Origin of the sequence: Microcoleus sp. B4-C2 (genome assembly GCF_036705265.1) — a bacterium.
In the GTDB taxonomy this organism is placed as follows: Bacteria; Cyanobacteriota; Cyanobacteriia; order Cyanobacteriales; family Microcoleaceae; genus Microcoleus.
The window spans coordinates 33,756-48,723 of sequence record NZ_JAUBUB010000046.1; the positions used below are offsets into that span (position 1 = coordinate 33,756).

Below are 14,968 nucleotides of genomic sequence, written 5' to 3' on the forward strand. Positions count from 1 at the left end.
CGTGCCACAATTAATTAATTAATCAATAAATTATCTTGTGTTGTGGAACAGGCATCTTGCCTGTTCATATATTTGCCACTAGCAAGATGCCCGTGCCACAATTAATCAATTAATAATCGCCTCCAGCGCCATATTGCCACGCTTCAACTAATCGGTGAAAATAGTATTGCTGCTCCGGCGCTAATTTTTTTACCTGCGGTTCTACGGCTTTCCCCAAAGGCTGCAATCCCGTATAAATTCCTAAATTTACATAATGAACCATCCAATCGAGCAAATTAGTTATTCCTACCTGCGGGATAATTTTCATAACTAATCCGGGATGGCTAATTGCTGTTTTAAACAGAGTTTGGGACAAAGCCGGAAACAGCACGATATCTTGAAGAAACGGTTTGAGTACCGGTTCTCCCAACTCTTCCATAACCTGAAATACGGCAGCCAAAAGTTGATTGATTTGATTTGGGTCTATTTTCTGATTCATCGCAGCACTCATCGAACGCTGAAACAACCAGGTGACAGATAGATTCGGCTGGTAGGGTTGCAAAAGTGCGAGGGAATTTTTGTCGAGACTGTCGCTTGTCAAAGCTTCGTCAATTCCTAAAGTCAAGCGTTTGAGGTGACGCACCATTGCGCCGAAACCGCCGAAGCTGAGGGGAGATTGGCTACCGCTGCTGTCTCCGACTGGGAGTAGGCGATTCCAAGGCGTTTTGAGAGGACTTTGGCGATAGCAGGGAAAAAATCCGTAGAGTGCTCTTTGGAATTTTAACTGTTCGAGTTCGACGTTTTGATATTGGGGAAGCAAGCGCAAATACTCTTCAAATAATGTTTCTAAACTGAATCTTTCTGTGTCGGCGTCTATGTAGGTAAATAAGTAGGTGGTGCGGCCGTCTCTGGCTGGAAATGCTTCCCAAAAATATTGGCACTGATTTTGCATTGGGGTGAAGGATGCAAATATATCGCCGGTGTCGTTTTTGGGGTATCCTTGAGCGCAACTACCGACTACTAAACATACGGCGTCGGGTTTTTTCCCTTGTCTAGCTTGGCGGACAATGGGCGAAAAATGTCCCATTGCGTCTAATAATAATCGGGTTTTAAATAAATTTGTAGCAGGTTGTGTATCGGTGTTGGCCGATTCTACAAGGACTCCATTTGGGTGAATGGTTGCTGTTTTAAATGGTGTATTTTCAAATAGCTTTCCTCCAGCTTGGAGGAATCGCTGTTTCAGGGTTTCTAGGAGGTAAACTGGGTCTATTCCGATGTTGAGTACGTCGCGCACCCAAATGTCTGGGGTGTTGGCAAAGCTGATGCGGGCGGGGTTATATTCGGTGGCTATGGCCTTTTCTATCTCTTCAACAGAGAGCAAATTTAGTTCTAAGAATGCGTCTAATTCTTTGCGAGAAATGTTCCATTCTTGATCGCGGCCTCGCAGGGTGCCGCGTTCTATCAAGGCTACTCGCCAACCCCGCACGGCTAAGGCTGTACCGATTAATATTCCTAGGGTTCCGCCGCCGATAACTATGTCGAAGTCGAGGGTTTCGAGGGGTTGTTGGCTGTGTTTGACTGCTTGGGGTGTTGGTGCGGTGTTTTGTTTGAGGTTTTCCCAGAGTCGATCGACTTTTCTCAGGCCTCCGAGGGCGTCTCGTGGCAGTTGGGAGAGGATTTGTTCGGTGAGGGACATCGGGTTTTAGTATTAAACAGTGGTGGATTTTTTATAATTTAGCTTAGATTCACATTTCCGACAGTTTCAGGGCTGACGCATGGGGTGGCGAGAAACTGGGTCTATACTAAGATGTTGCACCCTTGTCAATAAGCTTTTTAGGAACAGGCAAGATGCCTGTTCCACAAAGAGTAGATTTTCTTGTGGAACAGGCATCTTGCCTGTTAAGCGAGAATGGTGCAAGATGTGAGTTTCTACGAATTTTGGGCTTAGTAACGAGAAATCTAGGAATCAACCGGGTTTATGAGGTTGGGAGTGCGATCGCGAACCGAGTTTTTATAATCATACAAAGAAACCCGGTTTCTGAAAAAAAACCGGGTTTCTACCTCTCGTTGGTAAGTCTGGGGAATTATCTTCAATCAGCCGTACTTAATTCTTCAACTCGCAGCCGATCGCACAAAATTCGCTCGCACACTATACCACCCGTATCCGCACTCCTGCAAACTTCTAACTGAGCTTCCGGCAACGCTTCAAACAAAAAACGTTCCCCCGGAAACACTGTCCGCTCAAAATACCAATTAGGAATATTTGTAATGCGAGCGATTTGCACTTTGCTAGTATTATTTAGATACCAACACAAAATGCGCGTATGACCTTCGGAAATTACCTGATTTAGTGTCAAATTCATCTTTTTAACTTGTTTGTGCAATGGTGCGAGCGAGTGGCAAAAGGCCTAAGCTTATTATAGCATATTCCCAGTTAAAACAGAATTTTTTATACATTTTTTATACATTTTTTGGGTTAATTAATAAATTTCTCCGGGAAAACATCAGCGCCTTCCCCCTATTCCCAAGAAGGTGCAAAAGCCGGCATTGCTAAAGTGCAAGATTTCCATCCTCCCTTAACAGGTGCATTCAACAATTGACAGTGACCAACTGAACCTCTTGCCTGTTGGTAGTGACCGCAAAAATTACACTTGGAAGCCGGATTGCACCCGCGCTCGCTAATTACAAGGCTGGGCTGCTTTTGGGTTTGGTTGCGCTCGATAGTTAAAGTGTTCATTAAATTACTTTTTAAATGTTCAGTCTTAAGTATGACGGCTGGAGTGCAGTCGTGGCGTCTATCTCAAGGCTTAGTTCACCTTTAAGATTTGTTTAGGGATCGATAGAAAATATATTATTTTTGAGATGATCGAGCTAGGGAGCAATTGAATTTCCTTTCGATCGCATTGGCGGCCACGGCTTTAGGGTCGATCGCGCTTGCCGGGGGATATACTTCCTGAGACAGAGCTAATTATCCTCGCCTAACTTGCTGAACAAATCGGCTAAAATTGTATTAGAAAATAAAAAACCTTCGGGATCGCTCAACCTCAAATTGCCCGACAGTGGCAGTTTCGCGCCCTCTCCTAAATTTGAGATCGCCCCATCCGCAGTGATAATTTCTACCCATCCTTGTCGCCAGTAGGGCTGCAAACAACGCCAAATTTTATCAACCGTTTGCTGAGTAAACTTTTCAGTCAGCGCCGACAGGCTAACTCCTTCTGCTAAACGCAAACCTAGCATCAGCGTTTCTAACAAAACGTCATTTTCTGAAACGGGAAAACTTGGCTCAATTGCTGGGTAAATATCTGGCTGGGTTTCCCCCCCAATTCGAGGAGTAGCAGGGGAATTGAGGCGAGAGATCGATCGCACCCACTGATAATATTCTTGAGTTTTGCGAGGTCTAGTCAACCTCCGGCCTTCCACGTAACTCGCCGCCCCCATTCCCAAACCGTAATAAGGGCGATTTTCCCAATAAACGCGGTTGTGGCGGCACTGATAGCCATCGCGGGCGTAATTAGAAATTTCGTAATGTTCGTAGCCAGCGCCCGTCAGAATTTCCTGCGCTAAACGGTACATTCCAGCAGCGGTTTCATCTGCTGGTAGCGGCTGCGCGCCTGCTTCAAAGTAGCGCCCGAAAGCAGTTAAGGGCTCAACAATTAAGTCGTAACTCGACAGGTGAGTCGGGGAAATTTCCACCGCCGATTTCAGGGAAGCTTCCCAGTTTTCTAAAGTTTGGTGCGGCAGTCCCGAAATTAGGTCTAAACTGAAATTGACAATACCAGCCGATCGCACTATTTCCACTGCTTCAAAAATATCAGCGACAGAGTGCGATCGTCCGCAAGCTTGCAGCAATTCATCCTGAAAAGCCTGCACTCCCAAACTAACTCTATTTACTCCCGCCGCTGCATATCCCCGCAACTGTTCTAAAGTAAACGTACCGGGGTCTATTTCGATAGAAATTTCCGCCCCAGCAGCAATCCCAAATTTGCCGTCGAGAGTCTCTAAAATATTGCTCAACTGACTGACAGAAAGCAGCGAAGGTGTGCCGCCACCAAAAAAAACTGTTTTGAGAGATGCGCCTAAATTTTTAGTTTCTTGAATTTCTTGACACAGTACAGCAACGTATTGCACAATTGTCCCGGAATTCTCGCCATTTTTGCGATCGCCCACCACAAAAACCGGAAAATCGCAGTAGTAACAGCGGCGGCGACAAAAAGGTATATGCAGGTAAGCCGAACTAGGAATGCCGGAATTTGTCGCTTGCACACTTTTTTTTAATTCAAATGTTAAATAATCTGTGGGAGGGTTCATTACATCTCAAGCCGAAAGCGCCACTTCAAATCTAAAGTTTTAATTAAACAATCATGAATAATTATGTATATTATGACATTTTCTGACAAAAAAAGCGGTGCGAACCATCGGCTCTTTTAATTTAACCTCGTACCCCTTTTGATCTGCCAAAATTCCCCAACAGCCCGCAGCGCGGTCTATTCGCACCTCGTGCCTGCTGGCGGCGGGGCGCGCTAAATCCCGATCGACTCCCTGGCACATCCCCCAAAGGGTACAACCGCGAAATATAAGTTTATGAAACTCCCTGAGTAAATAGGGCGATATCCGACCAAAGCATGAAAACAAGTATCAGCACTGGAAAGATATAATAGGAATAAATTCATTAACCTAGAACTAATGCTAGACGCAATCATAATAATCTCATTCATAATCGCAGGCGGAGGCATCGGCTATTACGGAGTCGAACTCCTGCCGAGCAATCTGCTGCTGCAAGTTACAAATATACAAGGCTTAAGTTCTGTACTAGGTTCCTTTGGAGCATTAATCGGCTTCGTGATGGGATTAGTGGCTCAAACAACCTACCGCCGGGTGGAAAAACAAGTCCGCGATATGCCAGTGGAGATGCTGCTGACGCGGGCGATCGGCTTAATCATCGGACTGCTAGTAGCGAACTTAATGCTGGCTCCGCTGTTCCTGCTGCCAATACCCCGCGAGTTCGGCTTCATCAAACCTTTAGTCGCAGTCTTGGGTAGCGTCATGTTCGGCTTTACCGGCGTCAGTTTGACAGACACCCACGGCCGCGCTTTCTTGCGACTGATCAACCCCAAAAGCTTTGACACGGTGTTGCTAGCCGAAGGTACTTTCAAACCAGCAACTGCCAAAGTTGTCGATACTAGCTGCATTATTGACGGCCGAATTGAAAACCTGCTAGAAACAGGTTTCCTCGAAGGTCAAATTATCGTGCCGCAATTCGTTCTCCAAGAACTGCAACTGGTAGCTGATTCCGCCAACGATCAAAAGCGAGTGCGCGGGCGCCGCGGCTTAGATGTACTCAATCGCATCAAAGAAACATATCCAGAACGGATTCAAATTCACTCGGCTGACTACGAAGATATTGCCACAGTCGATGCGAAATTAGTCCGCTTCGCTTTAGATATCGACGGCATTTTGCTCACCAACGATTACAACTTATCGAAAGTAGCTACCGTCCAAAAACTGCCAGTTTTGAATATCAACGATTTGACTCATGCGGTGCGCCCGACTTATTTGCCGGGAGATACGATCGAACTAAAGATTCGCAAAGAAGGCAAAGAACCCTCTCAAGGAATCGGTTACTTGGATGACGGCACAATGGTTGTCGTAGAAGCAGGAAGCAGCTATGTCGGCGGCGAAGCCCGAGTCGTAGTCACCAGCGCCCTGCAAACCAGCGCCGGCCGCATGATATTCGCCCGTCCTCAAGAATCCGTTATTGTTTAAAACTGAGTAACAATGGCCAGGGCAATCAGAATCAAATATTGCGATCGCTGTTCCCAATCTGCCCCGACTCTCTACCGCGCCCGGTATGACGAGTCGGGGCAGTGGTTTTTTTTGTGTCTTAAATGTTGGGAATCGGTAAGTAAAAACAATCCTTTTTACTTCTACGGTGGCACTTGGAAAGCTAGCAAGAAAAAATAGCAATTACCAGCTTCTTCTTCTTTTCTCTTCCTTCGCGTCCTTAGCGTCTTCGCGGTTCAATCATATCAATATCAGTGATTCTAGAGTAATTAAAATCAACCAATCCCGATCGCATCTTCATACAATGTCTCGATCGCACAGCTAAAATTCACGCTAGCAAACTGAACTTCTTGTCCTTGAGTGTAAGGATAAAGCACCCACAAACCCTCTGCATTCCGGCGAAAACACTCTATACTAACTCTTTCTTGATTGATTAATACATACTCTTGCAAACTTTCCGAAGTGCGGTAATCGGCAAATTTATCGCCTCTGTCGAAAGCCGCTGTTGTCGGCGATAAAACTTCCACAATTAAGCGCGGGTAGCGAATGAAATCTTCATCAGCATTTTTGTCTCGTTCATCACAACTAACCGCTACATCGGGATAGTAATAGAAATTTGATGCCTCAATCCGAACTTTCATATCTGCCATGTAAGTTATGCAGCCACTTCCTCGAAGATGATTTCTCAACAGTGCAAACACATTTCCCGAAATGATAACATGAGCTTTGCTTGCCCCTGCCATTGCATAGATTTCACCTTGTCTGTACTCGTGTTTGATCGGACTGACTTTCTCGCCTGCTAAATAATTTTCAGGAGAGACGTAGGTGTCGCTTTTACTTGCAACCATATAATTTTAAGGTTGGTGAGGATTACACAATTATAGCCCAATACGCTTGGGTTAGCGCTTTTAGACGAATTTCATTTCACGCATTTATGAGAGTTCCAGACTTGTGAAAGGAAGTCAGATTATTCTTATCCCAAGCGTATTGTTTAATAGACCTCTTGCAAAAATAATTAGCACGGGCAAGATGCCCATCCCACAAGAAAAAATAACTCTTGTGGGATGGGCATCTTGCCCGTCCCCTCAATTGAGGAAAAGGATTTTTGCAAGAGGTCTAATGTGTAGGTTTTCTCGCCACAGATTCGATTCATGGGGAAATTGAATGCGATCGCAGAACCATCAAACAAACAACTTTGTGGGATTAAAAGATTTCTGTCAATGCGTAAATCCTAGCTTTGCTGATAACCTGAACTAATAAGTCTTATAAGAAATTCTGTATCTAAATATACTATTTTTGTATAAATCATGACATTTATCAAGGTATCCTGACATTAAGGGCTAAATTCCACACCTTACCTACAAAATTTGTAACCTCCAGAGTTGAGAAGGTACTCCAAGCTTTCACCAGTCCATCGCCCTTGGCTGTCGGCGTTGGCACTCCAGCTAAGTTCTCAGATTTTAGTCGTCCGTGAAATGTGATATGAGTTGAAATCTCCCAAATTCATGCCGAAACTAAAAGAATCTTTTAATCACCCCCATACCGAACCAGCCGATACCGCGATTCGCCTAAAGCAGCATAAAGACCTGTTTTCCTGGCTTTCGATCGCTGCGGGGCTAATTTTTCTACAGGGGTACATGATTGCTCCCCTGATTCCACGTTTGGCTGAAGTTTTTAATGTTCCGGTTCAGGAAATCGGCTTTATCGTTCCAGCCTATATGCTGTCCTATGCACTGATGGCATTATTCTTCGGCCTCCTGTCCGATCGCTTTGGTCGATGGTCTATTATTCGCATCTCGCTTGCTCTTTTTGTCATTTTCACCGCTTTAACTGCCACTGCTCAAAATGCTTCGCAGATGGCAACCTGGCGGCTATTAACCGGGATTGGAGCAAGTGGTGTGATTCCCCTTACCTTCGCCTTAATTGGCGATTTATTCCCGTTTGATCAGCGAGGTGCCAAGCTAGGATTGGTGTTTGCAGCAATGGAAGGGGGAATGGCAGCAGGCTCTGCGGGGGGAGCGATTCTTGAGCCATTTGTAGGTTGGCGAGTGCTCTTTCTCGGTACTGCTGTGCTTGCTGCTGTTGTGCTTTGGCGGCTTCATCCTTACGGCTCTTTATTTGATACACCAAAAGTCACCAAATTACCGCCTATTCGCCAAATCTTTAGGGGATACAGCCAGATATTAGCAACCTTTCGGGGAAAGCGTACATATGCTTATGTTCTGTGGAATGGTATCTACCACTCAGGGGTCTATACATGGCTAGGGTTGTATTTATCGCAACGGTACGGTATGGATGCCTTGAGCATTGGTTTAAACATTCTTGGGTACGGCATTCCCGGTTTATTGCTGAGTTCTTTCATTGGTCAAGCTGTCGATCGGTGGGGACGGCGTTGGCTCGTTCCAGCAGGGTTGGTAATGGCTGCTGTGGCTGGGATTGCAATGATTTTTGAGATTCCGCCAATGGGAACGACGATCGCAGTTCTTATTTTGTCTTTAGGGTATGACCTGACTCAACCGTTGTTTGTCGGAATTGTGACGGATCTCGGAGATGACAACAATTTGGGGCAAACGATGGGACTGAAGGTATTTACTCTCTTTACTGGATTTGGTGTAGGCAGTCTCATATTTGGAGAGCTACTGCGCTTTGGATTTGGGCCTTCTCTCGCTATCTTTGGTGGCATTCAGTTGATAATTGGTTTGATTGCAGTCCCACTATTCTGGCAGGAAGTCCCCTCTCGATTACGGGGTTAGCGACTGTTTCCCAAAGCAATATTGCATACATTAATACTGCTCAAATCATTGCGCTCACTGTTCTGTTGTAGACCATCTATAGAGCAATACGCTTGGGTTAGCCCTTTCAGACGAATTTCATTTCACGCATTTATGAGAGTTCCAGATTTTTGAAATACTCACCGGCCTGAAGGCGCGGTGAGTATTTCAGCTTTCCCCCAAAGTTTTAACGTCGGCGCGGGGCCGGAAGCCTCGCACTATTGCCATTTTGCGGTTGCGGTTTTTCTTGCAGCTTCATCGTCAAACTAACCCGCTTTAACTTCTCATTCACCTCCAAAACCCGCACTTTCACAACTTGTCCGACTTTAACAATCTGTTTGGGGTCATCTACAAAGCGATCGGCTAATTGAGAAATATGAACCAAACCATCTTGGTGCACTCCCACATCAACAAAGGCTCCAAAGTTAGCTACATTCGTGATTATGCCTTCTAATTCCATCCCAACTTGTAAGTCGGAGATTTCTTTGATTCCTGCTTGGAAAGTGGCATATTTAAACTCGGCTCGCGGGTCTCTTCCGGGTTTTTCTAGTTCCGAAATAATGTCTCGGAGTGTTGGTTCTCCGACTTTCTCTGTGACATATTTCTTGATGTTTACAGTCTTGATTTTTTCAGATATTTGTGTTATTCCTGTCAGCGGCAAGTCTAAATCCTTGGCGATCGCCTGCACTACAGGATAACTTTCGGGATGAACTGCTGTATTGTCCAGGGGGTTTTCGCCGCCGCGAATGCGGAGAAATCCGGCGGCTTGTTCAAAAGCTTTTGGGCCGAGTTTGGGAACTTTCAGGAGTTGGCGGCGATTTTTAAATGCGCCGTTTTCGTTGCGGTAATTAACGATATTTTTGGCAACTGTTGCCGTCATTCCTGACACAAATGTCAGCAGTTCTTTCGAGGCTGTGTTTAAGTCAACTCCGACATAATTCACGCAGCTTTCGACTGTTTCGTCGAGTTTCTTTTTGAGCAGTTTTTGGTCAACGTCGTGCTGGTATTGACCGACTCCTATTGATTTCGGGTCGATTTTCACGAGTTCGGCGAGGGGATCTTGCAAGCGCCGTCCGATGCTGACTGCGCCGCGAACGGTGATGTCGAGGTCTGGAAATTCGGCGATCGCCACTTCGCTTGCTGAATAAATCGATGCACCGGATTCATTCACCATGACTTTAATCGGTTTCCTGTCCATTTCTGCCAAAACTTCCGAAACAAATTCGTCTGTTTCCCGGGAAGCTGTACCGTTGCCGATCGCGATTAATTCAATTTTATATTTTTCAATTAAATGCTTGACAATTTTACCAGCTTGCTGGCGCTGAGCGGCCGCTTGGTGGGGAAAAATTGCTTGATATTCTAAAAATTGCCCGGTTTCATCCAGGGCGGAAACTTTACACCCCGTGCGAAATCCCGGATCGATCGCCAATGTGGGTTTCATTCCCGCCGGCGCCGACAGCAGCAACTCGCGGAGGTTGGTTTCAAAAGTGGCGATCGACTCGATATCCGCGACGGCTTTGTTGTGCGATCGTACTTCTGTAATTAACGAAGTCTTCATCAGTCGGTTGAAGGCATCCTTCAAAGTCGATCGATAAAACTCTTTAACTTCCGGTATCCTAGTTCTAATTTCCTGAGATTCCAAATAAGCCATCACTGCGGATTCATCAAAAGCCAGTTCCAAATCTAAGACTCCTTCCGTTTCCCCCCGAAACAGCGCTAACATATTGTGCGATTGAACGCTTCTCGCTGCAACTTGGTAATTGCGGTACATTTCAAATTTAGTGCTTCCTTCCGGGAAATCATCTTTAATTTTCGAGACAAAAACTCCTGTTTTCATCAAAAATTCTCGCAAATAAGCCCGCAATTCTGCTTTTTCCGAAACCGCTTCCGCCAAAATATCCGCCGCACCTTTGAGAGCTTCTTCTGCTGTTTTAACGCCCTTTTCTTCCGAAATGTATTTAACTGCTTCCGCCTCGAAATCTGCTGGTTTAGCCGTCGGTAAGTTCAGACTTTTGATAAAATTCGCCAGCGGTTCCAAACCTTTTTCCCTAGCAATTGTCGCTCGCGTCCGTCGCTTGGGTTTATAAGGCAGATAAAGGTCTTCTAGTTCGTTTTTTTGCAAACATGATTCGATTTTAGCTTGCAGTTCTTCAGTGAGTTTCCCCTGAGAGCTAATCGTATCTAAAATCGACTTTTTGCGCTCTTCAATTTCCGTCAAATAGGTGAAGCGATCGGAGATGTCCCGCAACTGAATTTCATTCAGCAAATCCGTGCGTTCTTTGCGGTAGCGGGCTATAAACGGAATAGTTGCTCCCTCGGCGAAAAGTTCCAGAGCATTATTGACTTGAGACAGATTAATGGAAAGTTCTTGAGCAATCAGTTGAGGAATGTCGATCATAGTGCAGAATTTTGGATCAGTCATTCGATTTTAGATTTTAGATTTTAGATTTTGGATTGACTTGCGCGAGATCAATTCGGGGGCGTGAGGATTTTAGATTTTAGATTTTGGATTGATTCCACGGATAAATTCAAGGGCTTGTACCATCAACAAATTCTTGGTCAATTTTAGATTTTAGATTTTAGATTAACTTCACAGAATAGAGCAAGAAAAGGGATTGTCCCAATTTTGTTAAAATCGTTTTCTAGGAGTGCGATCGTCTCGCACGGCAAAGCCGATATCTCTCGCTTCTAGCTCTCCGGCTTGCACTCCTGTGAAAGCATCATTGGGATGTTCCCATGATGTTAGCATAAATGGAGTCATTTCTCAATATTATATGTTTCCTTTTAAATATCCTGTGCCGCAAACCGATCCGCCGCGATCGCCCAGAGAAACGCTGCCGACGATGTACGATTTACCCAGCGAAGACCCGGAGGAACCTGGTTTGCCTGACGAATTTCACGATTTACAGCCGCAGTTGTTGAGTCTGACGTTTCGGCCTCGGAATTATCCGGCTTCTGAGATATTTAGCGGCACCGACATGAACCTTTATTATGACGTGCATCACACTCTGTGGCACAAGCGGCCGGATTGGTTTGGAGTTGTGGGAGTTCCCCGACTTTACGATCGATCCGAACTGCGGATGAGTTATGTTACTTGGCAGGAAGGGGTGAATCCTTTTGTAATTGTAGAACTGATTTCGCCTGGAACGGAAAAAGAAGATTTAGGCGACAATACCGATGAGGAAAAGTTGCCACCTCAGTCGGGAAACGCTGCGGGTAACGGGCAAGTTTTGGATCGGGAGACGAAGGAGGAACCGCCTAGAAAATGGGAGGTTTACGAGCAAATTTTGCGGGTTCCTATTTATGCCGTTTTCAGTCGCTATACTAACAAATTGCGAGTGTTTGAATTGAAGGGCGGACACTATCAAGAATTAGAATTGCCCGAGTCGCGAGTGTGGATTCCTGACCTAAGTTTGGGCTTGGGTTTGTGGCAAGGGGAGTTTCAGGGAGTCGATCGACTGTGGTTGCGCTGGTATGATGTTGATGGCAATTGGATTCTGACTGAAGCGGAACAGCAACGGCAGCGGGCCGAGTCAGCGGAAGCTCAATTGCAGTCTTTAATTCGGCGGCTGCGGGAATCTGGCATCGATCCCGATCGATTTTTAAACGGTTAGAGACGACTAAGGATCGCGAATTAAATAACTTACAATTTTAATTGTTATTGTGGGATGGGCGTCCCGCCCGTCCTTTTTGGACGGGCGTCCCGCCCATCCCACTTTCAAGAGTGGAAGTTATTTAATTCTCATTCCTAAAGTCCTGACTAATAGTATGTCCGGTTGATTACCCCTAATACGGTAGGGGCGGGTTTAGGAAAAATATCTGCCAATAATTGACAATCTCAAAAACCCGCCCTTTTAATCGCGGTAACTGGATCGGAGATGATATAAAAACTGGTTCGCAGTCAGGACTTTAATTTTTTTTTACTTCACAACAAGACAGAAAGCCTCACTATACACAGGCTTTAACATTTGATCGAAACTTGATTGGTTGCCGCTTGTTTGTTTGTTGCTGGTACTCTTTGCGGTCAAGTCATCCCTGTAGGGAGAATGATGCAAATAAGCTTTACCGACAGAACCGAAAAGTTGCAGTTTGTCAGAAATGACCCATCGCATGGCATCGATAGCTTTTTCCATTATTTCCAACAAATCCGGCTGTGGCTCAGAAATGCTACTTTTTAACACGTCCATATAAGCTTCGCGAACTTCTGTATTCACATTGAATTTCGATACCCCGAATTGAATACATTGATGAATCATTGACTCCGGCAAACCGCTAGCACCGTGCATCACTAACGGCACTGAAACAGCAGCCCGGATTTTTGCCAGACGCGGAAAATCGAGTTTCGGTTCGCTGAGATATTTGCCGTGAACGTTACCAATTGTTACGGCTAAAAAATCCACCTTAGTTTCTTTGATAAACTCTACGGCTGCTACGGGATCGGTCATCCTTGCGGCTTTCTCATTGATTGTCAAACCGTCTTCTCTGCCACTAATTCTGCCGATTTCTGCTTCAACTGCCGCACCGTTAGCGTGGCATAATTTAGTCATTTCCCGGCTAAATATTAAGTTTTGTTCGTATGGCAAAAAAGAACCATCTGCCATAATTGATTTGATGCCGGCGGCTAGGCCCAGGTGAATGTCTTTTTCTGAGGTGCTGTGATCTAAGTGTACTGCGATCGGCATTAAAGATTTGCGGGCCGCTTCCATGCACAGCGCCACTAAAGGCGATTTTCCGTATTGGAGGGCGCTGGGGTGAAGTTGCAGTATAGCAGGACTGTGCAGCGCTTCGGCCGCTTTGATGACGGCTTTTACTCCTTCGAGGTTGTAGACGTTAAAAGCGCCGATCGCATAACCATTTCTCAAGGCCGTGTTCAGCAATTCGCTAGTTGACGCGAGCATATAGTACCTGCTTTAAAAACTTTTCTGAATGTTGATCATTCTATCAAAGTTCAAGGGCAAGCTCAGCGTAATTTTTGTTTATTTTAATTGCGAATTCTTCCGCTACTATTTATTGTTATGTCGAGCATTATATCAAAGTTCAAGGGCAAGCTCAGGGTAACTTGTGTTTATTTTAATTGCGAATTCTTCCGCTACTATTTATGTTGTAAAGTGCATTTATTCTTGGCTAAGGTGCGCTAGGCGCACCTTACTACTAAGTTATTTAAACTATGTTTGTGGGTTTCCAGCGTGCAAACCGCACTCTTTTACGGTCGCTTCTTCCCACCACCAGCGACCTTCGCGTTCGTGTTGGTTCGGCAATACCGGCTTTGTACAAGGTTCGCAACCAATGCTTACAAAACCGCGTTCGTGCAACTTGTTGTAAGGCACATCCAAAGCGCGAATGTATTCCCAAACCTCTGCCGAAGACCAGTTTGCTAAGGGATTGAATTTAATTAATTCATGGTCAGGAGTTGAGAATGCAGTGTCAACTTCAATAACCGGAATACCGTTGCGGGTACTGGGACTTTGGTCTTTCCGCTGACCGGTAATCCAAGCATCGAGAGTATTCAGTTTGCGGCGCAGCGGCTTGACTTTCCGCACGCCACAGCATTCTTTGTGACCGTCTTGATAAAAACTAAACAATCCCTTTTCTTCTACTAGGGCTTGTACTTCTGCTGCATCGGGAAACATTACTTCTAATTTAATGCCGTAATGTTTTCTGACTTGATCCAAAAACTGATAAGTTTCCGAGTGCAATCGTCCGGTGTCTAGGGTGAAAACGCGGAAATTCTTGGTGATTTTTGAGGCAATATCGATCAAAACTACATCTTCAGCCCCGCTGAAAGAAATGGAGATATTGTCAAAATTTTCTAGGGCAAATTTGAGAATGTCTCGCGGTGTTTTTTGACTGTATTCTGCTTCTAGGGCGGCAATGTTGAGATTTCTTTGGATGGCAACCATATTTTCGGGTTTTCGGTGTTCTTTTCCTCTAGCCCTTTATTATAGCCGATCGCCGTCTCTCTCTCGCCGACTAATTTGACAATCCAGCAATGTCGTCCGGGGCCCCCGGATTCATCCGTGAAGCGAAAAAAAAGCTTTGAATCCTCATCGCCAGCCCCCTGGGTTTATCAGTGAGGTCGCTTTCTTCAATCTCTTCAATTTCGTCAATCTAAAATCTAAAATCTAAAATCTAAAATCGACTGGCCGCATCTTGCAGCAGTCTTTTCGGCTGGGCCCACAATCAAGCTCAAGGATGGCGATCGCCCAGTAGAGGAGTTTTGGTGAACCCAAAACTCCTCTACTGGGTAAAATGGGACTGTCGCGCGATCCATTGAATTTGCCCCCCAATTATAAATCGCACACAATAAAATTATTTAAATGTCATTGTTACAATCCGAAAATTTGACTTGTCTCATTAATTAAATAAGGATCGCGAATTAAATAACTTACAATTTTAATTGTTATTGTGGGATGGGCGTCCCGCCCGTCCTTTTTGGA

The 14,968-nt window shown here is 45.2% G+C and carries 13 protein-coding genes; 3 read left to right on the forward strand and 10 right to left on the reverse strand.

Going from position 1 to position 14,968, the window contains the following annotated elements; all coding sequences use genetic code 11:
* Nucleotides 1-109: 109 nt before the first annotated feature.
* The 5 genes from QUB20_RS15095 to hemW all read right to left on the reverse strand — a co-directional run bounded on the left by QUB20_RS15095 (nt 110) and on the right by hemW (nt 4,287).
* Nucleotides 110-1,675 carry an FAD-dependent oxidoreductase gene (locus QUB20_RS15095; protein WP_333250656.1) on the reverse strand — a complete coding sequence of 522 codons (1,566 nt, stop codon included), beginning with the start codon at nt 1,673-1,675 and terminating at the stop codon, nt 110-112.
* 66 nt (nt 1,676-1,741) lie between these two features.
* Complete coding sequence (locus QUB20_RS15100) at nt 1,742-1,870, reverse strand: hypothetical protein (RefSeq protein WP_333291451.1); 129 nt, start codon at nt 1,868-1,870, stop codon at nt 1,742-1,744.
* A gap of 199 nt (nt 1,871-2,069) precedes the next feature.
* Nucleotides 2,070-2,342 (reverse strand): DUF1830 domain-containing protein, encoded by a 273-nt coding sequence (locus QUB20_RS15105; protein WP_333057596.1) that lies wholly within the window; start codon nt 2,340-2,342, stop codon nt 2,070-2,072.
* A 155-nt stretch (nt 2,343-2,497) separates the two neighbouring features.
* Nucleotides 2,498-2,716 carry a hypothetical protein gene (locus QUB20_RS15110; RefSeq protein WP_333211550.1) on the reverse strand — a complete coding sequence of 73 codons (219 nt, stop codon included), beginning with the start codon at nt 2,714-2,716 and terminating at the stop codon, nt 2,498-2,500.
* A 227-nt stretch (nt 2,717-2,943) separates the two neighbouring features.
* Nucleotides 2,944-4,287 carry a radical SAM family heme chaperone HemW gene (gene hemW, locus QUB20_RS15115; RefSeq protein ID WP_333250658.1) on the reverse strand — a complete coding sequence of 448 codons (1,344 nt, stop codon included), beginning with the start codon at nt 4,285-4,287 and terminating at the stop codon, nt 2,944-2,946.
* Between the two features lie 375 nt (nt 4,288-4,662).
* On the opposite strand from hemW, the gene QUB20_RS15120 reads away from it, so the two are divergent.
* The gene (locus QUB20_RS15120) at nt 4,663-5,742 is read left to right on the forward strand and encodes a PIN/TRAM domain-containing protein (protein WP_333250661.1); all 1,080 of its coding nucleotides are present in this window, start codon (nt 4,663-4,665) and stop codon (nt 5,740-5,742) included.
* Between the two features lie 293 nt (nt 5,743-6,035).
* On the opposite strand, the gene QUB20_RS15125 is transcribed toward QUB20_RS15120, so the two are convergent.
* Nucleotides 6,036-6,608: a Uma2 family endonuclease gene (locus tag QUB20_RS15125; RefSeq protein ID WP_333250663.1), complete on the reverse strand. Its 573-nt coding sequence runs from the start codon at nt 6,606-6,608 to the stop codon at nt 6,036-6,038.
* Between the two features lie 657 nt (nt 6,609-7,265).
* Between QUB20_RS15125 and QUB20_RS15130 the strand changes: the two genes are divergently transcribed.
* Complete coding sequence (locus QUB20_RS15130; protein ID WP_333250665.1) at nt 7,266-8,513, forward strand: MFS transporter; 1,248 nt, start codon at nt 7,266-7,268, stop codon at nt 8,511-8,513.
* Nucleotides 8,514-8,718: 205 nt separating this feature from the next.
* On the opposite strand, the gene QUB20_RS15135 is transcribed toward QUB20_RS15130, so the two are convergent.
* Nucleotides 8,719-10,929: a Tex family protein gene (locus QUB20_RS15135; protein WP_333250672.1), complete on the reverse strand. Its 2,211-nt coding sequence runs from the start codon at nt 10,927-10,929 to the stop codon at nt 8,719-8,721.
* A gap of 376 nt (nt 10,930-11,305) precedes the next feature.
* On the opposite strand from QUB20_RS15135, the gene QUB20_RS15140 reads away from it, so the two are divergent.
* Entirely contained in the window at nt 11,306-12,145 is an 840-nt protein-coding gene (locus QUB20_RS15140; RefSeq protein ID WP_333250667.1) for a Uma2 family endonuclease, read from the forward strand.
* 306 nt (nt 12,146-12,451) lie between these two features.
* Here QUB20_RS15140 and QUB20_RS15145 read toward each other — a convergent pair whose 3' ends face one another.
* The 3 genes from QUB20_RS15145 to QUB20_RS15155 all read right to left on the reverse strand — a co-directional run bounded on the left by QUB20_RS15145 (nt 12,452) and on the right by QUB20_RS15155 (nt 14,802).
* Nucleotides 12,452-13,429, reverse strand: coding sequence for a class II fructose-bisphosphate aldolase (locus tag QUB20_RS15145; RefSeq protein ID WP_333250669.1), 978 nt, complete (start codon nt 13,427-13,429; stop codon nt 12,452-12,454).
* 267 nt (nt 13,430-13,696) lie between these two features.
* Entirely contained in the window at nt 13,697-14,431 is a 735-nt protein-coding gene (locus tag QUB20_RS15150) for a phosphoadenylyl-sulfate reductase (protein ID WP_333250670.1), read from the reverse strand.
* Between the two features lie 215 nt (nt 14,432-14,646).
* Entirely contained in the window at nt 14,647-14,802 is a 156-nt protein-coding gene (locus QUB20_RS15155; RefSeq protein ID WP_333291453.1) for a hypothetical protein, read from the reverse strand.
* Nucleotides 14,803-14,968: the final 166 nt, after the last annotated feature.